The 21875-nt window shown below is 74.8% G+C and carries 19 protein-coding genes; 9 read left to right on the top strand and 10 right to left on the bottom strand.

The features are described from left to right. Positions 1-646 precede the first annotated feature (646 nt). Entirely contained in the window at positions 647-1153 is a 507-nt protein-coding gene (locus GQ466_RS32215) for a hypothetical protein (protein ID WP_161101515.1), read from the top strand. A gap of 7 nt (positions 1154-1160) precedes the next feature. On the opposite strand, the gene GQ466_RS04775 is transcribed toward GQ466_RS32215, so the two are convergent. Then, positions 1161-1502, bottom strand: a complete 342-nt coding sequence (locus GQ466_RS04775) for a hypothetical protein (protein ID WP_161101514.1) — start codon at positions 1500-1502, stop codon at positions 1161-1163. Between the two features lie 619 nt (positions 1503-2121). Here GQ466_RS04775 and GQ466_RS04770 point away from each other — a divergent pair. The 4 genes from GQ466_RS04770 (at position 2122) to GQ466_RS04755 (ending at position 6824) form a co-directional block, all read left to right on the top strand. Beyond that, positions 2122-3330: a cytochrome P450 gene (locus GQ466_RS04770; protein ID WP_161101513.1), complete on the top strand. Its 1209-nt coding sequence runs from the start codon at positions 2122-2124 to the stop codon at positions 3328-3330. A gap of 273 nt (positions 3331-3603) precedes the next feature. Further along, positions 3604-4899: a glycosyltransferase gene (locus GQ466_RS04765; protein ID WP_161101512.1), complete on the top strand. Its 1296-nt coding sequence runs from the start codon at positions 3604-3606 to the stop codon at positions 4897-4899. 46 nt (positions 4900-4945) lie between these two features. Continuing rightward, on the top strand, positions 4946-5707 hold the full coding sequence (locus GQ466_RS04760; protein WP_202420174.1) for a class I SAM-dependent methyltransferase: 762 nt from the start codon (positions 4946-4948) through the stop codon (positions 5705-5707). After that, positions 5697-6824, top strand: coding sequence for a prenyltransferase (locus tag GQ466_RS04755; protein ID WP_161101510.1), 1128 nt, complete (start codon positions 5697-5699; stop codon positions 6822-6824). The genes GQ466_RS04760 and GQ466_RS04755 overlap by 11 nt, the downstream gene beginning before the upstream one ends. Positions 6825-6850: 26 nt before the next feature. Here GQ466_RS04755 and GQ466_RS04750 read toward each other — a convergent pair whose 3' ends face one another. Next, complete coding sequence (locus GQ466_RS04750) at positions 6851-7531, bottom strand: class I SAM-dependent methyltransferase (RefSeq protein WP_161101509.1); 681 nt, start codon at positions 7529-7531, stop codon at positions 6851-6853. 198 nt (positions 7532-7729) lie between these two features. Here GQ466_RS04750 and GQ466_RS04745 point away from each other — a divergent pair, with 198 nt between their 5' ends. After that, a complete protein-coding gene (locus GQ466_RS04745) occupies positions 7730-9583 on the top strand; it encodes an endonuclease/exonuclease/phosphatase family protein (protein ID WP_337193319.1) in 1854 nt (617 codons plus the stop codon). Positions 9584-9720: 137 nt separating this feature from the next. Here GQ466_RS04745 and GQ466_RS04740 read toward each other — a convergent pair whose 3' ends face one another. Next, entirely contained in the window at positions 9721-12105 is a 2385-nt protein-coding gene (locus tag GQ466_RS04740; protein WP_161101508.1) for a sialidase/neuraminidase family protein, read from the bottom strand. A gap of 132 nt (positions 12106-12237) precedes the next feature. Next, on the bottom strand, positions 12238-12804 hold the full coding sequence (locus GQ466_RS04735) for a DUF1707 SHOCT-like domain-containing protein (protein WP_161101507.1): 567 nt from the start codon (positions 12802-12804) through the stop codon (positions 12238-12240). A 137-nt stretch (positions 12805-12941) separates the two neighbouring features. Here GQ466_RS04735 and GQ466_RS04730 point away from each other — a divergent pair, with 137 nt between their 5' ends. Then, on the top strand, positions 12942-13613 hold the full coding sequence (locus tag GQ466_RS04730; RefSeq protein ID WP_161101506.1) for a cupin domain-containing protein: 672 nt from the start codon (positions 12942-12944) through the stop codon (positions 13611-13613). 58 nt (positions 13614-13671) lie between these two features. Here GQ466_RS04730 and GQ466_RS04725 read toward each other — a convergent pair whose 3' ends face one another. From GQ466_RS04725 to GQ466_RS04710, 4 genes are read right to left on the bottom strand one after another with little or no spacing between them, the layout of a single operon-like run. Continuing rightward, the gene (locus tag GQ466_RS04725) at positions 13672-14277 is read right to left on the bottom strand and encodes a GTP-binding protein (RefSeq protein ID WP_161101505.1); all 606 of its coding nucleotides are present in this window, start codon (positions 14275-14277) and stop codon (positions 13672-13674) included. Continuing rightward, on the bottom strand, positions 14258-14674 hold the full coding sequence (locus tag GQ466_RS04720) for a DUF742 domain-containing protein (RefSeq protein ID WP_161101504.1): 417 nt from the start codon (positions 14672-14674) through the stop codon (positions 14258-14260). The genes GQ466_RS04725 and GQ466_RS04720 overlap by 20 nt, the downstream gene beginning before the upstream one ends. A gap of 1 nt (position 14675) precedes the next feature. Further along, positions 14676-15107 carry a roadblock/LC7 domain-containing protein gene (locus tag GQ466_RS04715; RefSeq protein WP_103563822.1) on the bottom strand — a complete coding sequence of 144 codons (432 nt, stop codon included), beginning with the start codon at positions 15105-15107 and terminating at the stop codon, positions 14676-14678. Continuing rightward, a complete protein-coding gene (locus GQ466_RS04710) occupies positions 15104-17551 on the bottom strand; it encodes a sensor histidine kinase (RefSeq protein ID WP_161101503.1) in 2448 nt (815 codons plus the stop codon). Before GQ466_RS04710 ends, GQ466_RS04715 begins: the two co-directional genes overlap by 4 nt. 279 nt (positions 17552-17830) lie before the next feature. Between GQ466_RS04710 and GQ466_RS04705 the strand changes: the two genes are divergently transcribed. After that, positions 17831-18679: a sirohydrochlorin chelatase family protein gene (locus GQ466_RS04705; RefSeq protein WP_161101502.1), complete on the top strand. Its 849-nt coding sequence runs from the start codon at positions 17831-17833 to the stop codon at positions 18677-18679. A gap of 143 nt (positions 18680-18822) precedes the next feature. Here the strand turns inward: GQ466_RS04705 and GQ466_RS04700 are convergent, their stop codons facing one another. Together GQ466_RS04700 and GQ466_RS04695 are read right to left on the bottom strand one after the other, a co-directional pair. Further along, the gene (locus GQ466_RS04700; protein WP_161101501.1) at positions 18823-19725 is read right to left on the bottom strand and encodes an SDR family oxidoreductase; all 903 of its coding nucleotides are present in this window, start codon (positions 19723-19725) and stop codon (positions 18823-18825) included. 237 nt (positions 19726-19962) lie between these two features. Next, on the bottom strand, positions 19963-20679 hold the full coding sequence (locus GQ466_RS04695; RefSeq protein WP_337193318.1) for a DedA family protein: 717 nt from the start codon (positions 20677-20679) through the stop codon (positions 19963-19965). Between the two features lie 183 nt (positions 20680-20862). Here GQ466_RS04695 and GQ466_RS04690 point away from each other — a divergent pair, with 183 nt between their 5' ends. Continuing rightward, positions 20863-21531, top strand: a complete 669-nt coding sequence (locus GQ466_RS04690; RefSeq protein ID WP_161101500.1) for an AIM24 family protein — start codon at positions 20863-20865, stop codon at positions 21529-21531. The last annotated feature ends 344 nt before the right edge of the window (positions 21532-21875 follow it).

Raw genomic sequence — 21875 nt, 5'->3', positions numbered from 1 at the left:
GGACGCAGGGACGAGTACGCAAAATAACCCGGTTTGCCCTGAGTACAAGACCTGAGTACCCCACCAGAGCCCCCCGTACCCGGCGCCGCCGCCCGGCGGCCGGCCCCGAAAACAAGATAAAAGAACACGATATTTCCCGCCTCCGAAGCGCGTGCGCGCCAAATCCGACATCGCATCGCACGGGCGTCCGCCTTCGTCCGTCCCGGCCCTGGACGACCCCAGGTGACGGGGTCTTGTCGTGTCGACCCGAAAGCATTTACTGTGTCCACGACTTTTCGGAGAGGAGCGGGGACTTGGGAAAGCACAGCAAGCCGGAGGAATGCGCGGAGTGCGAAGGAACGGGAATACGCGCCGAAACGGAGGAGGACGCTCCGGTCGAGGTGCCATGTCCGGAGTGCAATGGTTCGGGGCGGAACTGAACGGGCACGGCCCGGCACCTCCCGCCGTTTTTGCGAAACCTAGGGGATTTCCTGGGTCGGCGACCGTTTCGCGGCGGTGCGACGTCGGGGACGCGCGGGCGGACCCCCGTCCGCGCGTCCGTCCGCCCTTTCCCGGACGCGAATTCCCCGCTCCCCGCGCTCCCGGAAGTTTGCGCCGCCGTCTGGCGGCGAGGGAGAGGGCAGATGCGAAGGGAGGGCACGCAGACATGGCACGACAGAACGACGATCCCGAGTTCGTGAACGACGGGATCCTCGATCCCGGCCTCACGCTGGACGGCACGCCCGACGACGACCCGCTCGACCAGGGGATCACCGTCCCCGACCGCTGGTCCACCGCCGAGCGCTTCGGCGCGACGGCGGGCGAGCAGCAGAGCGGCGAGACCCTCGACCAGCGGTTCTGGCAGGAGGAACCCGACCCGGCCCTGGACACGGCCGCCCCCGGGGACGACGCGTGGGCGTCCGACACCGAGCCGCCGCCGAGCCGGATCGAGCCAGACCCGTCCGCCGACGGCCAGGTCCTCGCGGGCGAGCTGCCCGGCGGGGCGCTCGGCGCGGGACCGGAGGAGAAGGCGCTGAACTACACCGACGAGGACACCGACCGCGCGGCCGTCCAGGACGACCCGCCGGGCGAGCCGCTGGAGCAGGCCGAGGAGAGCCAGGCCCTGGACATGGCGCGCGACGCCGAGCCCCGGGACCCGCACGTCAGCGACTGACGCCCGCTCAGGCCGCCGCCCGGCACCGCGCCGCGCGGCGGCCGGCCGCCGGCCCGAAGTCGGGCCGCAGCCGCACCCCGGCACAAGTCGCGCCCGTGGCACTGAACGACGACCGCTCCAGCCGCAGCACGACACCCGGCCCCGCCCGCCGAATCGTGATCACCGTGACGCGCCGGACGACCACACGCCGCACCGTCCCGGCATCATGAGGCGCCCGGACGGCGTAGACGTACGCGTGGTCCGCCCGCACCCGCACGACCCCCGCCCCGGCCCGCCGCGCACTGATCGTCCCCCGCACCTTGACGGTCTCGGCCGCAGAAACCGCCGACCCCGGAACGAACGCGGTCACCCAAGCCCGCCCGCGCCCATGCGTCAGCACTCGCCGCTGCGCAGGCTCCAACAACCCGGCGAGCGGCCCGACATCACCCCGATAAACAGTGCGCGAATCGAGACTCGCGGCCGACAGCATCCGCCGCACATGCCAGTAAGCGAGTTCCAACTCCTCCCGAGTGAACCCGCCCATGGCCCGCGCCCGAGGCGTGACCAGCCCGAACTCCCCGTCCGCATACCGGGCCGCATCCATCCCGGCGAACGGCGCCCCTGGATCCACCGTCCGCCCGGCACCCGCCGCGTCCCCCCGCGACTCGGGCACCTCCAACGGCCGCGCCAACCACAACGCCGCCGACATGACCCCGACCAACGCCAAAACCACGCTTACACGCCCAAATCCCCACACCGCCATCGGCCCAGCATCCCGGCACCACCGCGCCGCCACAACCCCGTCCGCCACGAACCCGAGGCAGTGATTTTTGAGCGAGTTTCCTGGGGCCGAAACCGGCCGGGAGCCCGCGCCGGGCGGCGGGAGGCCGGACGGGCGGGTGCCTTGTGGCCGTTCGTCGTGGTTCAGGGGTGGAAATCGACGATACTCAAGACTAGACTCGCGTCTCATCCCGGGAGGGGGTCGTCCCATGACCGAGTCCGCCGGCGTTCCGCGGGGCTTCGACTTCGCTGACGCCGATCTGCTGGCCGAGCGTGTTCCGCTGGCCGAGTTCGCGGCGCTGCGGGCGTCCGGGCGGCCCTGGTGGAATGCGCAGCCGCGCGGTGAGACCGGATTCGACGACGACGGGTTCTGGGTCGTCAGCAAGCACGCGCATGTCCGGGAGATCAGCCGGGACCACGCGTTGTTCTCCGCCAACGCCAACGGGGTCGTCGTCCGGTTCAACGGCGTGGATCCCGACGAGCTGGCGCTGCAGCGGGAGAATCTGCTGCTCAATCTCGACCCGCCCAAGCACACCAAGCTCCGCCGCATCATCGCGCGCGGCTTCACCCCGCGCGTGATCGACGGGCTGCGCGGGGCGCTGGCCGAGCGCGCCGACCGGATCGTCCGCGCGGCGCGGGTGCGCGGCGGGGGCGACTTCGTCTCCGAGGTGGCCGCCGAGCTGCCGCTGCAGGCGATCGCCGACCTGCTCGGCGTCCCGCAGGACGACCGGGGGAAGCTGCGCGACTGGTCCGACCGGATGCTCGGCGACGCGGACCCGGCCGTGCCCGCCGCCGAGCTGGTCGGCTACGCGATGGACCTGGCCGAGCGGCGGCGGGCCTGCCCGGCGCACGACATCGTGACGAAGCTCGTCCAGGCGGACGTGGACGGACGCGGCCTCACCGACGACGAGTTCGGCTACTTCATGATCCTGCTCGCCGTCGCGGGCAACGAGACGACCCGCAACGCGATCGCCCACGGCATGATCGCCTTCCTGGACGACCCGGACCAGTGGGAGCTGTTCAAGGCCGAGCGCCCCGCCACGACGGCCGACGAGATCATCCGCTGGGCCACGCCCGTCACCGCCTTCCAGCGGACGGCCACCGAGGACACCGAGTTGGGCGGCGTCCCAATCCGGGCGGGCGACCGCCTCGCGCTGTACTACAGCTCCGCCAACTTCGACGAGGACGTCTTCGAGAACCCCGGGACGTTCGACATCACCCGCGACCCGAACCCCCACCTGGCCTTCGGCGGCGGCGCCCACTACTGCATCGGCGCCCACCTCGCCCGGCTGGAGGTCGCGCTGATCTTCGAGGCCGTCGCCGACCGGATGCCCGGCGTCCGCGCCGCCGGACGCCCCGAGCGGATGCGCTCGCCGTGGGTCAACGGCATCCGCGCGTTCCCCGTCGCGTACGCGTGAATGTGACCTTCGTCGCTCTGCTGTCCGCCGACCAACGAACCTCGGCCGACCTCCCGTAGCGCCCGGGCACAACCTTGACGGAAAACGACTGTTTCCGGCCTTCCGGACCACCCGGGTTGCGTCCGGCCTTCCAAACACTCTTAGACACCCTGCCCAATACGGGGTCGCCGGGTACCGTAAGGTCTGATTTCAACATCCACTCACGGGGACGCCTGTGCGGACGTGCAGGGCGGCCACGCGACGGACGGGAGTGACTCGTGACAAGGGGCTTGCGTGGCTGAGGCAGTTGAGCCGTCGGATCGTCCACTGCGCGTGGCCCTGCTCTCCTACCGGAGCAAGCCGCACTGCGGCGGCCAGGGCGTGTACGTGCGGCACCTGAGCCGCGAACTGGTCGATCTCGGGCACAGCGTCGAGGTGTTCTCCGGGCAGCCGTACCCGGACCTGGACCGCGACGAGATCACCCTGACCAAGGTCCCGTCGCTGGACCTGTACCGCGACGAGGACCCGTTCCGGACGCCGGCGCGCGAGGAGTTCCGCGACTGGATCGACGTCCTGGAGTTCGCCCACATGAAGACCGGCGGCTTCCCCGAGCCGCTGACCTTCAGCCTCCGGGTGCTGCGCGAGCTGCGTCGGCGGCGGCGCGACTTCGACGTCGTCCACGACAACCAGGTCCTCGGCTGGGGCAACCTCGCCATCCCGCGCACCGGCCTGCCGATGGTCACGAGCATCCACCACCCGATCAGCGTGGACCGGCGCATCGAGCTGGAGGCCGCAGAGAACGGTCTCGCCAGGTTCGGCAAGCGCCGCTTCTACAGCTTCGTCGGGATGCAGGCGCGGGTCGCGCGGCGCGTCGGCCCGGTCCTGACGGTGTCCGGCTCGTCCAAGTTCGACATCGTCCGCGACTTCCGCGTGGACCCGTCCGACATCGAGATCCTTCCGCTCGGCGTCGACACCTCCGTCTTCCACCCGCGCGGCGAGCGCGTCCCCGGCCGGATCGTGGCGATGGCGAGCGCCGACGCCCCGATCAAGGGCGTGGACGTCCTGCTGCGCGCCGTCGCCAAGGTCGCCACCGAGCGTGACGTTCATCTCGTCGTCGTCAGCCGGCCCCGCGAGGACGGCCCGACCGAGCGCCTCGTCCGCGAGCTGGCCCTCACCGATCGGGTACGGTTCGTGAGCGGCATCAGCGACGATGAGCTGGGCGAGCTGCTCGCCTCCGCGGAGATCGCGGTGGTCCCCTCCCGGTACGAGGGCTTCTCGCTCCCCGCCGTCGAGCACATGGCGTCCGGGACGCCGCTGGTCGCGAGCCGGGCGGGCGCGCTGCCCGAGGTCGTGGGCGACGCGGCGCCGCTGGTCGAGCCCGGCGACGTCGAGGAGCTGGCGGCGGTCCTGCTGCGGCTGCACGACTCCCCCGCCGAGCGGGAGCGGGTCGGCGCGGCGGGCCTGGCGCGCGTCCTCGAACGCTACGCCTGGCGCGCCGTGGCGCAGGCCACCGTCGACCACTACCGCGCCGCGATCGAGCGGCGGGACTACCTGCGGCGGGCCGCGGCCGGGCGCACGGCCGCGCGTTGAGTTGGAGGGGCCGCCCCGGCGGCCCCCGTACGGAAGGAGCACGACCCTGCTGACCGTGGATTTCCAGCGGTTCCGCGTGGCACCCGGCGAACGCGTCCTGGACATGGGCTGCGGCGCCGGACGGCACGCGTTCGAGCTGTACCGCAGGGGTGCCGACGTGGTGGCCTTCGACCTCGACCCCGGGGAGCTGGACGGCGTCGAGAAGATGTTCGGCGCGATGCGGCTGGAGGGCGAGGTGCCCGCCGGCGCGTCCGCGACGACCGTCCAGGGCGACGCGCTCGACCTGCCGTTCCCCGACGACCACTTCGACAAGATCATCGCGTCCGAGGTGCTGGAGCACATCCCCGACGACATGCGGGCGATGCGCGAGCTGCTGCGCGTCCTCAAGCCGGGCGGGCACCTCGCCGTGACGGTGCCGAGCTGGCTGCCCGAGCGGCTGTGCTGGGCGCTGTCGGAGGACTACCACACCGCCCCCGGCGGGCACGTCCGCATCTACACGCGGGCGGAGCTGGAGGCCAAGCTGAAGTCCCTCGGTTTCCGGGTCGGGGGGCACCACCACGCCCACGGCCTGCACGCGCCCTACTGGTGGATCAAGTGCGCGGTCGGCGTCAACAACGACAAGCACCCGCTGGCGAAGGCGTACCACCAGGTGCTCGTCTGGGACATCATGAAGCGCCCGCTGGCGACCCGGCTCGCCGAGCGCGCGCTGAACCCGCTGATCGGCAAGAGCGTGGTCGTGTACGTCACCAAGCCCGCGACTCCCGAACGTCCCGCCGAGGCGGACAGGGAGATCGCGGATGCGGTCTGAGGCCGCGTCCACGCCGCCGCCCGTGCCGCCGTCCGTCCCCGGAGTGCTGACCGCCGACGACGTCGTCGCGACGGCGCGCAGCATCGTCGCCCAGCAGGAGCCGTCCGGAGCGATCCCGTGGTTCACCCCCACCGGGGGCGTCGCGGGGCACGTGGACGCCTGGAACCACGTCGAGGCCGCGATGGCGCTGACGGTGGCGGGGCTGCACGAGCCCGCCCGCCGCGCCTACACGTGGCTGGCGAGCGTCCAGCGCCCGGACGGGTCCTGGCCCGCCAAGTGGGTGCTGGGCGAGGTCACCGAGCCGGGCGGCGAGTCCAACCAGGCCGCGTACGTCGCGGTCGGGACGTGGCACGAGCTGGAGATGACGGGCGACGAGGAGTTCGCCAAGGCGATGTGGCCGACCGTCCGGCGGGCGATCGAGTACACGCTCGAACTCCAGACCCGGCGCGGCGAGATCCTGTGGATCCGGCACGAGAACGGCGTCGCGGCCGACGAGGCGCTGCTGACCGGCTGCTCGTCGATCTACCAGTCGCTGCGCTGCGCGGTCGCGCTCGGCGAGCGGCTGGGCGAGCCCCGGCCGGAGTGGGAGCTGGCCGCCGACCAGCTCGGGCACGTCGTCGCGGCCCACCCGGAGGCGTTCGCCGACAAGAGCCGCTGGTCGATGGACTGGTACTACCCGGTGCTCGGCGGCCCGGTGCGCGGGCCGGACGCCCGCGCGCGGCTCGCCGACGGCTGGGACACCTTCGTCGTCCCGGGCCTCGGCTGCCGCTGCGTGTCCGACCAGCCGTGGGTGACGGCGGCGGAGAGCTGCGAGCTGGTGATGGCGCTGGACGCGGCGGGCGAGCGGGACCGGGCGCTCAAGCTGTTCACCGAGATCCAGCACCTGCGGCACGAGGACGGCTCGTACTGGACGGGCTGGCAGTTCGCCAACCAGCGCCACTTCCCCGGGGACCGGTCCACGTACACGGCGGCGGCGGTGATCCTGGCGGCCGACGTCCTCGCGGACGCGTCGCCGGGCGCGCGGCTGTTCAAGGAGATCGCGGGGCGGCGGCTCGGCCCGTCCGCGCCCGCCGACCCCGACGCGTGCGGCTGCGCGCTCGCCCCCGTCCGCCGCTAGCGGACGCGCGCCGCCCCGGTCCTCGCCTAGCGGACGTCGGCGGCGGAGACCCGCTCCAGGATCCGCAGGGAGCCCTGGACGCGGCGCTCCGCGAACGCCCCGCTCGCCAGCGCCCGCTGGTAGACGTGGTACGGCGCCTGCCCGCCGTCGGCCGGGTCGGGGAACACGTCGTGGATCGCGAGGGCGCCGCCGACCGCGACGTGCGGCGCCCAGGCGGCGTAGTCGCCCTGCGCCCACTCCTCGGCGTGGCCGCCGTCGATGAACAGCAGCGCGAGCGGCGTGTTCCAGAACCGCGCGACGGTCGCGGACGCGCCGACGATCGCGACGACCTCGTCCTCCAGCCCGGCGTTCCCGATCGTCCGGCGGAAGGTGGGGAGGGTGTCCATCCGGCCCGTCAGCGGGTCCACCAGGGACGGGTCGTGGTGCTCCCAGCCCGCCTGGTTCTCCTCCGAGCCGTGGTGGTGGTCCACGGTGACGGCGGTGGAGCCGAGCGTCCGCGCCGCCGCGCCGAGGTAGATCGCCGACTTGCCGCAGTAGGTGCCGACCTCCAGCAGCGGCCCGGCGACGCGCGCGCCGTACTCCAGCGCGGCGGCGTGCAGGGCGCGGCCCTCGTCGTCGGGCATGAACCCCTTGGCCGCCCGCGCCGCGCGCAACAGGTCGGCGGGAATTTCGGCGGCCGGGGGCGCGGACGCGGTGCTCTCAGTCATCGGACCTCCGGACGGGAACTCTAGCCGACCCGGTTCGCCCCGGTTTCGCCCGTGTCCCCCTTATCCTGCGTGGCACGTCCCGGCGCGGAATGTTGCGCCGCTGAGCGCGCGCGCCGTTTTTCCCTGCGCCGCGCGCGATGCGGGGCGGCGGCGTCCGTGCTGGAATGGACGCCCCTACGAAGTGATCATGGAGGCGGGGTGGAGCGTCCACGCGGACGGCGGCTGGTGGCGGCGGCTCTCGTCGCGGGCCTGCCCGCCGCGCTCGTGCCGAGCCCGCCCGCCGCCGCGGCGCCCCGGCAGGTCCGGATCCACGACGTCCAGGGCGACCGGGCCGTGTCGCCGCTGGACGGCCGGACGGTGCAGGGCGTCCCCGGCGTCGTGACGGCGGTCGTCCCGAACGGGTTCTGGATGCAGGACGAGCACCCGGACCGCAGCGAGGCCACGTCCGAGGGCGTGTTCGTCCACACCGGCACGCCGCCGCGCGCGACCGTCGGCGACGCCGTGCGGGTGAACGGACGGGCCGTCGAGTACCGTCCGGGCGGCCCGGCGTCGGCCTACCTGTCGCGGACGCAGATCGAGGCGGCGGCCGTCGCGGTGGACCGGCACGGGGTGCCGCTGCCGCCGCCCGTCGTCGTCGGTCCCGGCGGGCGCCGCCCGCCCGCCGCGCTCTACCGGGGACCCGCCCGGGCCGCCGAGGGAACGGCGCGGCTGAACCCGCGCCGCGACGCCCTGGACTTCTACGAGGCGCTGGAGGGCATGCGGGTCCGCGTGAACGACGCGGTCGCCGTCGGCCCGTCGCGCGGCGGCGAGGTGCCGGTGCTGCCCGCGAACGGCCGGGGCGTCCCCGGCCGGACGGCGCGCGGCGGCGTGCGCAGCGAGACCGGCCCGTCCCCCGCCCGGATCGTGCTGGACGACGCGCTCGCCCCGCTGCCCTCGCTGGACGTCGGGGACCGGCTGCCCGGCGCGTCCGACGGCGTCCTGGACTACGGCTTCGGCGACTACACGCTGCTGCTCACCGCGACGCCGCCGCGCGTGGCCGCCGAGCCGTCCCGCGAGACGACCCGCGCCCAGCGCCCCGGGGAGCTGGCGGTCGCGACGCTCGCGCTGGACGGCGTCAACCCCGACACCCCCGCCGACCGGCTCGTCGCGCTCGCCGCCGACATCGTCCACGGCCTGAACGCGCCCGACCTCATCACCGTCTCGGGCCTCCAGGACAACACCGGCGCCGACGACGACGGCACGACCGCCGCCGACCAGTCCGTCGCCGAGCTGATCAACGCGATCAGCGCGCTCGGCGGCCCCGCTTACGACTGGCGATCGGTCGATCCGCGCAACAACGCCGACGGCGGTCGGCCGGGCGAGAACGCGCGCCTCGGGTTCCTGTTCCGGACGGACCGGGGGCTCGCGTTCACCGACCGTCCGGCCGGGCCGCCCGCCGGGGCGCTCGGGGACGGTCCGGGCGAGCTGCCGCGCACGCCCGTCCGGGTCGTCCCGGCGGGGAAGGGCGTGCGGCTGTCGCGCAGCCCGGGCCGCGTCGAGCCCGCCGACCCGGCGTGGAACGCCACCCGCAAGCCGCTCGCCGGGGAGATCACCTGGCGCGGGCACCAGATCATCGTGGTGACGACGCAGTGGTTCCCGACGACGTCCGACGACCAGCCCTGGTACGGGCGCCGCCAGCCGCCCGCGCGGCCGTCGGCGTGGCGGCGGGACGCGCAGGCCAAGGTCATCGCGGGGTTCGTGCGGGCGGTGCGGCGCGCGGACTCCGACGCGGCCGTGATCGTCACCGGGGACCTCAACGAGACGCCGTCCGGCGGCGCGGTGCGGACGCTCGTCCATGACGGCGGGCTGACCGACACGGCCGCGCGGATCCCGGCGCGGCGGCGGTACACGTCGGTGGGCGGGGGCATCGCGCGGCAGCTCGACCACATCCTCGTCAGCCCCTCCCTGGCCGGACGGGTGACGGGCGCGGACGTCGTCCACCGCGTGGCGGAGTTCGCCGAGAGCGACGGGGACCGGGATCCCGCGCTCGTCCGCATCGCCTTCGGTGAGTGAGGGTCGCCTTACTGCGGCAGTCATAGACGGTTCGGACAAACCGCAGCTAACTTCCCACTCATGAGCAAAGGTGCATGCAGTTGCGGACACGCCAGCGGTTGCTCCTGCCCGAAGGGCTGCGGCTGCCGCTGTAACGGCTAGCGGGACGGGAGCGGCGCGCGCCACAGGAAGGGCACGTCCCCCCGGTGGCCCGCCGCGCTCCCGACGGCGACGAGGTCGCGGCCGACGACCGTCAGCGCCGTGACCGTCCCGTCGCCCTTCGCCGCGACGCGTCGCCAGGCCGTGCCGTCCGGCGACACGAGCACCGTGAGCCGTCCGCCGGACGTTCCGGCGAGCGCGAAGCCCTGCGGCGTCGCCGCGGCCGTGACGTTCGCCTCCGGGCGGAGCGCGGCCGTCCAGTGGGCGCCGCCGTCCGCCGAGGACGCGACGAACCCCGCAGGACCGGACGCCGTCGTGCCCCGGCCCACCGCCACCAGCCTGTTCCCCACCGCGACGACCTGCGTGAACGAGCCGGTGACCAGGCCCGGCGGCAGCGCCGGCGGGGTGGCCTGGGTCCAGGTCAGGCCGTCCGGGGACGTCCACAGCACCGGCGCGTCCCGGCCGGCCGTGCGCCGCCCGCCGACCGCGACGTAGCCGGACGCCGTCGCCGCGACCCCGGCCAGCCACGAGCCCTTCGCCACGCCCTTGGGCGTCGGGGCGCCCGTCCAGCTCACGAGATCGGTCGTGCGCCACGCGGCGGCCGTGCCGAACCCGGTGCCGACGGCCACATAGCCCGCCGGGCCGTAGGCGACGGCGGCGACGCGCGCGTTGGTGGCCGCCTTGGCGCGCCAGGTCAGCGCGTCCCCGGACGTCAGCAGGACCGAGTCGGCCGGACGGGCGTCGTTGCGGCCCGCCACCAGCCACCCGGCGGGGCCGTGGACGACGGCGGTCAGCGCGGTCGCCGGGACGTCCGGCCGCGCCGCGCGGATCCAGCGGACGCCGTCGGCCGACGTCCACAGCGCCGCCGCGCCGTTCGTCCCGCCGACCGCGACGACGCGGCCGGGGACGGCGGCGAGCGCGGCCACGTCCCGGCGGACCCCGATCGCGCCCGGCACGGCCCGCAGGTCCACCGGGGCGCCGACCGCGAGGTAGGGGTCGTCGGCGGCGCGTCCGGCGAGGACGGGCACGCCGCCCGCCGTCACGCCGAGGCCCGCGACGGCCGGGGCCGTCCCGGGGACGGCGCCGGGGCTCCAGGTGCGTCCGTCGGTGCTGCGCAGCACGGTGAGCGCGCCCTTGGCCCGGACGACGGCCGCGAGGCCGCCCGCCGCGCCGCCGAAGCGCTCGACGCGTTCCAGGCCGTCCACGGCAAGCCGTCCGGCCGGTGCCCAGCGGGCGCCGTCGGGGGCCGCGAACACGACGGCGTCGGCGACCGTCCTGCGGCGCTTCTTCGACCCGGTCGCGCGGCGGGCGTCGCGGACGGCGTAGAACCCGCCGGGACCGGCCGTCAGCCCGCGCACCGGCCCGGCCGAGCCGTCGGCCTGCGGGACGGTCACGGGCGTCCAGGACCGTCCGGCGTCGGCGGACCGCCACAGGCCCTCGGCGGTCGTGCGGACGGTGCGCTTCTTGACCCGCCTGGCCGTGACGGTCGTGCCGTGCGCGAGCAGCGTCGTCCCGGACGCGGCGACGGCGTCCAGGGCGGTCGCCTGCGGCGCGGCGGCGTGCTGCCACGTCCGGCCGTCGGGCGACGTCCACACGACGGCGCGGGTCCCGTCCGTGCCGACCGCCGCGAAGCCCTGCGCGGTGCGGGCCAGGGCGGACACGCGCCCGCCGGGACCGGAGCCGCGCAGCGTCCAGGTGCGGGCGTCGGGGCTCGTCCACAGCGTGGTGCCGTCGGCGCCGAGCGCGGCCCACGCGCCGGGCGCCCCGGCGAGCAGGACGGGCGCGGGCCCGCGCGGGGACTCCGCGCCGTCCGGGGTGCGGACGTCGGCGAGCGTCCAGGCGCGTCCGGCGTCGCGGGAGACGAGGAACTCGGCGCGCGCGGCCTGCGCCCCCGGGGCGGTCTCGGCGCCCGCGACGACGATCACCTGGCCCGCGACCGCGACGGCCCGCAGGTCCTGGACGAGGCCGTCGGGGAGCGTCGCGTCGGCCGTGAAGAGGGCGTCCGCCGGGCGCGCGGCCGGGACCGGCGGGGCGTCCGGACCGCCGCGCGTGAGCGCGTACGCCGCGCCGCCGGCGGCCAGCACGACGACCGCGACGGCGCCGGTCACGAGCCGTCCGCGCCGCGCGACGGGCCTTTGCCGGGCCGGGCCCTGCACGGGGGCGGCGGGCGCGGGGCGCGACGTCACGAGGGCCGGGCCGTCGTGCCAGCTGATGCCCGCGTCCTGCCAGGCGTCGTGGGAGCGGCGCCAGGGCGAGCGCCCGTCGTCGTCGGCGGGGGCGTCGGCGGGGGCGTCGCCGAAGGCCAGGAGGCGCCGGACGTGCCGCGACCCCGGAGCGTCCGCGCCGACCCGGGCGGAGCCGTCCTGGGGGATCCTCGCTGCCACTCCCGCTCCTCCACCCGTCGGCCTGTGTTCCGGGGCACATTACTCCCGCACGGGCCGATCACGCCGAACCCGGTTCAGGCGAGCAGTAGAGCGAACATCACCCCACGACTCGCCGGAAAGGTTCATATCACTTCAGGCGCGGGCGGCGTGATCCTTCACGGTGATCGACCCCTTGTAGCCGAGGCCCTTCACGCGCAGCACCGGGGCGCCGTCGCGCACCGCACCGCGCACGTCGGACGACACGCCGACGCCGCCCGCCTCCACCCGCACGCCCGGCGGCACGATCAGCTCGACGCCCGACTTGTAGGCGATGACGCGCAGCCGCGTGAGCGCCCCGGCGAACTCGGCGGACGTCAGGTCCAGCACGCCCGAGCCCTTGTAGACGACGACCGTCGCGCGCTCCGGCAGCGTCCACCGTCCGGTCCGGCTCAGCGCGCCCTTGTAGGCCAGATGGAGCCGCGCGCCGCGTCCCGCCGAGGGCGACGGGCCGGACGCCTGGGCGGGCGCGGCGGGCAGATCGGCGGAAACGACGCTCAGCTCGCCGTGCGTGCGGGAGGCGAGGGTCCGCTCGATGCGCTCGTCGAGTTCGCGCTCGTCCAGGCGGCCCTCGGCGAACGCGGTGTGCAGCCGGACGAGCACGGCGTCGCGGTCGCCGTCGGACGCGCGGGCGCGGGGGTCGGCGGGGGTGTCCAGGCTCATGATCGTTCCTCCGGGAGCGGGGATGGCGGCCTGCGACTCACCGGCCGGACGCCGGAAGTCGAGATGTATCGTAACTTGTCCGCCCGTGCCGCCGCCGTTCCCGAGACCGCCTCCGGCCACGCCCCTAGGCTGGACCCGTGCTCCTGACGACGCTCGACAACTGGCGGACCGCCGCCGCATCCCGTCTCCCGCTCGCCGACCCCGTCTGGGCGCCGGACGAGCCCGCCGCCGCCCTGGAGGCCGCCGACGCCGCCTTCCCGGCGGGCCAGGTCGTGGCGGCCGACCTGGCGCCCGTCCCGGCCGACGCCGTGGACGTCGCCGCCCTCGACGACGCCGCGCTGCGCTACCTGCGCCGTGCCCCGGACGGACGCCACAGCGCCCTGCTGGACCGTCCGGACACCGCCGCCGCCCTGGACCTGCTCCCCCACCCCGAGGGCGGCTGGTTCCGCGAGACGTGGCGCACCGCGCACCGCTTCACGCCGTCCGGCTACCCCGGCGAACGCGCGTCGGCCACCGGCATCCACTTCCTGCTGCCGCCCGGCGAGGAGTCGATGTGGCACGTCGTGCGCTCCGACGAGCTGTGGCTGTGGCACCACGGCGGCCCGCTGACGCTGCTGCTCGGCGGCACCGGAGACCGTCCCGGCCCGCCGACGCCGTTCACCCTTGGCCCCGACCTCGCGGCGGGCCACGCCTTCCAGGCCCTGGTTCCGGCGGGCCACTGGCAGGCCGCCCGCCCCGCCACCGCCCAAGAGGTCCTGGTGAGCTGCATCGTCTCCCCGGGCTTCGACTTCGCCGACTTCCGCGCCTAGCCGCGAGACGAACGACCGCCCGGGGCCGCTCTCGGCGTCCCCGGGCGAAGAACGGCCGCTAGATGCGGCTCGCCTGCTTGCCGCTCATGGAGCGCATGATGTGCTCCACCAGCGTGATGAGCACGTGCTTGGCCGACTCGCGGTCGCGCACGTCGCAGTCGATGACGGGGATGTCGGCGGGCAGGTCCAGCGCGTCCCGGACCTGCTCGGGCGTGTGCGCGCCCGCGCCGTCGAACCGGTTCACGCCGATGATGAACGGCACGCCGCGCCGCTCGAAGTAGTCCACCGAGGGGAAGCAGTCGGCGAGCCGCCGCGTGTCCACGAGGACGACCGCGCCGAGCGCGCCCTTGGCCAGCTCGTCCCACATGAACCAGAAGCGGTCCTGGCCGGGCGTGCCGAACACGAACAGCACGAGGCCGTTCGGGAGCGTGATGCGCCCGAAGTCCATCGCGACGGTCGTCGTGGTCTTCTGCGAGACCGCCGACGTGTCGTCGATCCCGATGCTCTTCTCGGTGAGCGCCTCGTCGGTCCGCAGCGGCCGGATCTCGCTGACCGCGCTCACCAGGGTCGTCTTGCCGACGCCGAAGCCGCCGGCGACCAGGATCTTCACGGTCAACGCGGAATCGCCCTGCCGGGGGCCTGGGTCAGAGCGCACGGATTCCATCGATCACTTCCTTGAGTACGCGTTCGCCGGGGAACCGGGCCACCGGCGCGGGCCGCCGGACCTCGATCAGCGAGCGGTCGAGCAGGTCGCCGAGCAGAACCCGGACGACCCCGAGGGGGAGTTCCAGTTCCGACGCTATCTCGACCACCGACAGCGGAGTGCGGCAAAAGCCCAAGATCATCTCATGTTCGGGATCGGGGGACCAGATCGGCGGCGGCGCACCGGGCGGAACGGGACGAACCTCCCCGTCCGCCTCGGCGTCCTCGTCGTCCCGGGTGACGATCAGCGCGACCATGTCGAAGACGTCCGCGCCGTCGTACTTCGTCCGGCCGCCGGTGAGCGCGTAGGGGCGCACCACCGGACCGGCGTCGTCATCGAACCAGGCGGAACCGGGCATGTCACGCGTCCGGGTCGGCGGTGCGCGGGTCGGCGGACAGATGGCGTCCGACGCGGGTGACGAGCATCGCCATCTCGTAGGCGATGAGGCCGAGGTCGGCGTCGGCGTCCGACAGGACCGCGAGGCACGCGCCGCGCCCGGCCGCCGTGACGAACAGGAACGCCGACTCCATCTCCACGATCGTCTGCCGCACCGCGCCGCCGCCGAACGCCTCCCCCGCGCCGCGCGCGAGGCTCTGGAAGCTCGCGGCGACCGCGGCGACGTGGTCGGACTGGGCGCGGTCCAGGCCGCTGGACGACGCGATGCGCAGCCCGTCGCTGGACAGCACCACCGCGTTCTGCACCTGGGCGACGCGCTGGACGAGGCTGTCGAGCAGCCAGTTCAGGTCGTCGGCGCCCGCGGTCTCGGGACCGGCCTGCTGGGCTTGTGTCATCGGGTCTCGTCCTCCTCGGGGTGGATCGGCTCGTCGGGGGCGGGGCCGGGTTCCGACCGGCCGCGCTCCCAGCCGCGCTGCATGGCGGACAGCTTGGACCGCATCGCCTCGGGTGAGCGCGGCGGTTCCTGCGGGGGTGCCGCGTCGTCGGGGACGGGCGCGGCGAGCGGGACGGGCGCCTCGGCGACGGGCGCGGCGACGGGGGCGCGGTGTCGGCCCGCCCCGCCGTCGTCGCGCGCGTCGAGGCGCTCGCGCAGGGCGGGCGCCAGGTTGGCCTGACGGCGGCGGCGCGGCAGCCCCGCGTCCGTCGCCTCGTGGACGGCGGGCCGCTCGGCGACCGGCGCGGGCTCGGGTTCGGGCGCGGGCTCGGGTTCGGGCTCGTCCGGGACGGGCTCGGCGACGAGCCGCACGACGCCCTTCTCCTCCCGTTCGGCCGCGACCGCCATCGCCGGGCCGGGCGTGAGCGCCAGCGGCCCGGACCGCCGCACGGCGGGCTCCGGCTCCGGCACCGCCACCAGCAGTTCGCCCGGGATGAGCGCGATGGCCGTGACGCCCCCGTACGCCGACGCGCGCAGCGTCACCCGGATCCCGTGCCGCCGCGCGAGCCGCGCGACGACGAACAGGCCGAGCTGGGCGCTGTCGGACGGGTCGAACTCCGGCGGGTCGGCGAGCCGCGCGTTGGCCGCCGCGATCGCCGCCTCCTCCATGCCGAGCCCGCGGTCCTCGATCTCGATCGCGCAGCCCTGCCCGACGCGGTGCCCGTCGATGACGACCGGCGACCCCGGCGGCGAGAACGCGGTGGCGTTCTCCACGACCTCGGCGAGCAGATGGACGACGTCGGCGACGGCCGTCCCGAGCAGCGCGACGCGCGGCAGCGGGCGCACCCGGACGCGCGGGTAGTCCTCGACCTCGGCGACCGCGCCGCGCACGACGTCCACCAGCGGGACGGGATGGCGCCAGCCGCGGCCCGCCGTCTTGCCCGCGAGGATGACCAGGCCCTCGGCGTGCCGCCGCATCCGGGTGGCGAGGTGGTCGAGGCGGAACAGGTCGGCCAGCTCGGCGGGGTCCTCGGTGCGGTGCTCCATGCGGTCGAGCAGGCTGAGCTGGTGGTGCAGCAGCGACTGGTTGCGCCGGGCGAGGTTGACGAACACCTCGCTGATCCCGCGCCGCGCGGCGATCTCGCCGGCGGCGGCGAGCAGGACCGCGTCGCGGGTGACGACGAACGCCGCCGCGATCCGCTCGATCTCAGTGATCGTGAAGTCGGGCGTCGAGAGGTCGACGTCCTCGGGGTCCACGGTCTCCCCGGACCGGACGCGGGCCGACAGATCGGGCAGCTTGCGGTGGGCGAAGTCGACGACGGCGTCCGCGAGCGTCCGGCACTCGCGCAGCAGCCGCCGTCCGACCCGGTAGGCCAGCAGCGCGGACGCGATCACCGCGAGCAGGCCGAGCCCGCCCGCGATGGCCAGCCGCGCGAACGCGCCGACCGCGATGTCGGTGGCGCGCTCGGTGACGCCGGAGAGCGTCCCGTTCTCGAACGTGTAGAGGCCGTGCTCGACCGCGTCGGCGGTGGCCCACCACTGCCGGACCGTCAGCGGCTCGCGCGCCGCCGGGGTCCGCGCGGGCTTGCGCGCCACCGGCTGGACGGTCCGCGCGCCGCGCACGATCTCGTCCTCCCACAGCCGCAGCCGCGCGAACTCGGGCCCGGCGACGAGCCGTCCGTAGCGGGCGCGGTCGGGGCCCGGCAGGTTCGGGACGGCGTCGAGGTAGGTGTACCGCTGCGCGCCGACGAGCTGCGCGAACTCGGCGCGGTCGGCGCCGGTCAGGCGCCCGGCGGCGAGCGCGCCGGTGAGCAGGGCGTCCTCGCGGGCCACGTACTCGTGGGCGCGGCCGATGGCGGTGAGGGCGCGGGCGTCGCTGGTGATGCGGCCGTCCGGGGCGACGACCGAGGAGTACACGCCGAACGCGGCGTCGATCATTCCGTCGTACTCGCGCAGGACGTCGGCGCGCCCGGCGCGTCCGGTGTCCAGGTCGCGGCGGATGGCGTCGAGCGCGCCGAGGCCGCGCACCAGCGCGTCGATGTGCGCGAGCAGCGCGGGGTTGGACCCGGCGACGTCGCGCAGGCCGGAGTCGTTCGCGCTGGTCCGGACCTTCTCGCGGACCTGGTCGGTGTCGCGGCGGCGGGCGGCCAGGTCGGCGTCCTCGGCGCGCGTCGCGCGTCCGGCGCCGGCCCGCCACATCGACAGCCGCCGCTCCTTCTGGAGGGCGGCCACGAGGCCCTGGGTGGGCAGCAGCGACTTCTGCTCGAACGTGCGGCTGCGCAGGAGCTGGTCGGCCTCGCCATAGGTGATCCCGGTCGCGAAGACCCACAGTCCGCCGAGCGCGAGCAGCGGGACGAGGGTCAGCAGCGTGATCCGCGCCCGGATCGAGGAGAGGCGCCCCTTCATCGCGGCTCGCGGGTCGGGCCGCCGGCCGGGGGCTGTGCGACGAAATGGCGCGACATGCGGGGGGATCCCTCCCGAGACGGGCGTGCGGGGATCTGCGGAGCCTACTACGTCGCCGTGGACGCCCGGCGAAGCACGCGGCGCCGGGAAGCGACGTCTTCCGCGATTTCTGCCGTACGCCGATAAATAACCCGGTTCCGCCCGGGGTCGGGCGCGCCACACTTCGCGTCGGCGGAGCAGCGGAATGTCCGTGGCGGGCCGCGCGGCGTTACGATTCCCGCCGTGAGTCCCGAAAGCCAGGCATCCGAGGCACTTCCGTCGCGTCGCCGCCGCACCCCGCGCGGCGGACGGCACCGCGGCGACGAATCCTTCCTGCTGCCCCCCGACTCCCCCGCCCTGGTCCTCGCGGTCCCCGGACCCGCGGACGGCCCCGGCGCGGCCATCGCCGCCGAGGTCGCCCGGCTGGTGGAGATCGAGCACACCGGCCAGCCCGCGCACATCGGCCATCTGGCGGGCGACCGGGCGGCGCTCGGCCCGCTGCTGGCCGGGTTGACGCGGCATCGGCCGGACGAGCCCGCGGCGGTCGTCGTGCCGTTCGCCGCGCTGCCCGATCCGGACGTCGCGGCGGCCGTGGGCGCGGCGGCGGCCGGCGCGCCCGTCCCGGTCGTGGCGGCCGAACCGCTCGGCCCGCATCCGCTGCTCGCCGAGGCGCTGCACGACCGGCTCGCCGACGCGGGCCTCGCCCGCGCCGACCGGATCCGCATGATGACGATGGTGACGGCCGCCGGGGGCGTGATCGTCGCCGCGCCGGGCCCGGGCGCGGACGCGGCGGCGCAGGCCGAGGTCACCGCCGTCCTGCTGGCGTCCCGGCTGGCCAGCCCGGTCTTCACGGCGTCGCTGGCCGACCCGGCGGCGCTGCGCGCCGCCGCCGACCGGCTGCGCGCGTCGGGGGCGGCCTCCGTCGCGATCGCCCCGCACCTCATCGGCCACGAACCCGAGATCGCCCTGCTGGCCGAGGCCGCCGCCGCGCTCGGCGCCGGCCACTCCGCCCCGATCGGCGCCCACCCGGCCCTGGCCCGCCTCGCCGCCCTGCGTTACGTCGAGGCCCTGGCCGGCGCCCTCACCACCTGACCGCCCGCACCCGCCGCCCCGCCCCAGACGTCCCGGGCCGGGGCGGCGGCGCACGGCCCAGCGCACGGCGTGCGCGACACCGCACGGCGGGTGCGCGGCGGCGCGGGACGGGGTGCTCGGCGGCGTCCCGTCCCGCGGGCGGGTCAGGACGTGAGCTGCTGGATCAGCGGGCCCATCTGCTCGCCGACGTTGTTGAAGACCGCGAGGGGCTCGGCGGCGTTGATCGCGTCCCAGTGGTCGCGGACGGACTCGACCGACAGCGTCTCCTTGGTGCCCCAGCCCGGCCCCTCGGCGACGAAGATCTTGGCGATCCGGCCGCCGCCGACCGTGTAGACCTGCCCGGACTCGGCGACGCTCTCGTGCGCGAGGAACGCCACCAGCGGCGTCACCTGCTCGACGCCGAGCGCGGCGGCGAAGTCGGCGGGCAGCAGGTCCTCGGTCATGCGGGTCCACGCGACGGGCGCGATGGCGTTGGCCCGGATGCCGTACTTGGCGCCCTCGTGGGCGAGCGTCTTGGTGAACCCGACGAGGCCCATCTTCGCCGTCGCGTAGTTGGCCTGGCCGAAGTTGCCGAACAGCCCCGCCGGGGACGAGGTGTTCACCACGCGGCCGTAGCCCTGCTCGCGCAGGTGCGGCCACGCGGCGCTGGTGACGAGGAACGAGCCCCGCAGGTGGACGGCGATGACCGCGTCGAACTCCTCGACGGTCATGTTCTTGAACGACTTGTCGCGCAGGATCCCGGCGTTGTTGACGACGATGTCGATCTTGCCGAACGCGTCCAGCGCCGTCCGGACGATGCCCGCCGCGCCCTCGGGGTCGGCCACGTTGCCCGGGTCGGCGACGGCCTCGCCGCCGGCCTTGGTGATCTCGTCCACGACCTCCTGCGCCGGACCGGCCGACGCGCCGACGCCCGACCGGTCGCCGCCGAGGTCGTTGACGACGACCTTGGCCCCGCGCGCGGCCAGCTCCAGCGCGTGCCGGCGGCCGAGCCCGTGCCCGGCGCCGGTCACGATCGCGACCCGCCCGTCGTAGCGCAGTTCCGACATCCCTGTCTCCTCACATCGCCGAGTCACTGCGGTCGTCCGCCGGTCGTCCCGCCGAACGTCCCCCAGGTAACCACCAAAGGGTTACCCAGTGGTACCACCTGACCGAATCCGACTCGGTAACGACCCCGCCCACACGGCCCGCACCCTGTCTGGAGGGCCTACGCGGTCGACGTGCGCGAACGGCGTGCGCGATCGACGTGCGCGATCGACGTGCGCGATCGACGTGCGCGAAGAACGTCAGCGCGGGACGGGAGTGTCGTGCTCGGCGTCCTCGCGGGCCTCGTCCTCTTCCTTCGCCTCGCGGCGGCGCTTGCGGACGCTCCACACCACGAGGCCGACGACGACCAGCACGGCCAGCGCGATGGCCAGGCCCCGGCCGACCATCGTCGCGGCCCGGTCGAACGCCTGCCCGGCGAAGTAGCCGCCGAGCGTGTACGCGACGACCCAGGACACCGCGCCGATCGCGTTGAAGACCAGGAAGCGCGGATACGGCATCCGCGAGGCGCCGACCAGCGCGGGCATCAGGGCGCGCAGCAGCGCGGTGAACCGGCCGAGGAAGACCGCGAACGCGCCCCGGCGGCGGATGAGGTCCTGCGCCTTCGCCACTTTCGCCTTGTGTTTCTCCATCGGCCGGGTGGCGAGCAGCCGCGTCCCGTATTTTCGGCCGATCTCGTACCCGACCGAATCTCCGATGATCGCCGAGCCCACCGCGATGACGAGCAGCAGCGGCAGCGACAGATGGCCGCTCGCGGCGAGCACCCCGCCCACCACGATCGCGGTCTCGCCCGGGAAGAGGAACCCGAAGAACAGGGCCGCCTCGGCGAACACGAGCGCGGCGATGATCAGGTAGACCACCGCAGGCGGCAGCCCGTCCACCAGGGCGTTGAAGTTCTCCAGCATCAGGCCCCCCGAGCCCTCGTGCGTCCGCTTCCCCCGGACCCGGATTCGGCCCACTCGCCATCGTAGCCGGGGGTCTCCGCCGGTCCTTCCCCTTGCGGGAGGATTGCCGGGGTCCACCGCAGGGACGACTCTCGTCGTCTCGGAGGGGGACCCGATCAGCCTTCAGGAGGACGGATCCTGTCACCGGACGTCCCTAGGCTGACCTTCTCCGAGTCCGAAACCCCAGCGAGGAGCGCCATGCGCAGCCCGTTCTTCAACAACATGGACCAAGGGCAGGTCCCCGGTCACTTCGTCCTGCAGAACCCGAAGATGCTCCGCGTCCACCTGAACGGCGACGTGATCGCCCGCCAGGGCGCGATGGTGGCGTTCCAGGGCCAGATGGACTTCGAGTACCAGGGCGCGGGCGGCGTCGGCAAGTTCATCAAGAAGATGATCACGCAGGAGGGCGCGCCGCTGATGCGCGCCACCGGCCAGGGCCTGCTGTTCCTCGCGCACAACGCCGAGGACATCCACCTGTTCTACCTGGAGAACGAGTCCCTGACCGTCAACGGCGCGAACATCCTCGCCTACGACTCGCACCTGGCCACCGACATCAAGCGGGTGCAGGGCGCGGGCATGATGGCGGGCGGCCTGTTCAACACCACGCTGACGGGCTCGGGCTGGGTCGCGCTGCACACGCACGGCACCCCCGTCCTGCTGGACGCGGGCCGCGCCCCCACCTTCGCCGACGCCCAGTCCGCCGTGGCCTGGAGCACGTCCCTCCAGACGGGCGTCAACCGCACGATCAAGGCCGCCGCCCTCATCGGCCGCGGCAGCGGCGAGGCGGTGCAGCTCTCCTTCCAGGGCCAGGGCTTCGTCCTCGTCCAGGCCAGCGAAGGCCCCACCGTCCCCACCCACACCCACTGACCCCACCCCAAGCACCCGGCGCGCGCCCGGCCCGCCCGCACGAGCTGCCCTCGTGCGCGCAGGCCGGGCGCCCGCATGAGCACAGACCCCGCGTGGATCACGCACGTGGACGCGGGCCGCCCGCGGGGACGCAGGGCCGCGCGCGGATGCTGACCGGGTGGGCGGGCGCCGTGTCGGCGCGGTGGGGAGCCGCTAGGCGAGTCGCCGCGCCTCGGGTTTGTGGGGGGCGGCGGGTGTGGGGTGAGTGATCTTGCCGGGCCGGGGGGCGCGGGGTGAGATCGGACGGTGTGGTGTGTATTGCCCGGGAGGGATGGGGATCCACCGCCCACGGGCGATGAGCTGGC

This window comes from Actinomadura rayongensis (genome assembly GCF_009831215.1).
Lineage (GTDB): Bacteria > Actinomycetota > Actinomycetes > Streptosporangiales > Streptosporangiaceae > Spirillospora > Spirillospora rayongensis.
Note: the sequence above shows the minus strand (reverse complement) of the source record. Positions and strands in the feature narration are given on the sequence as shown.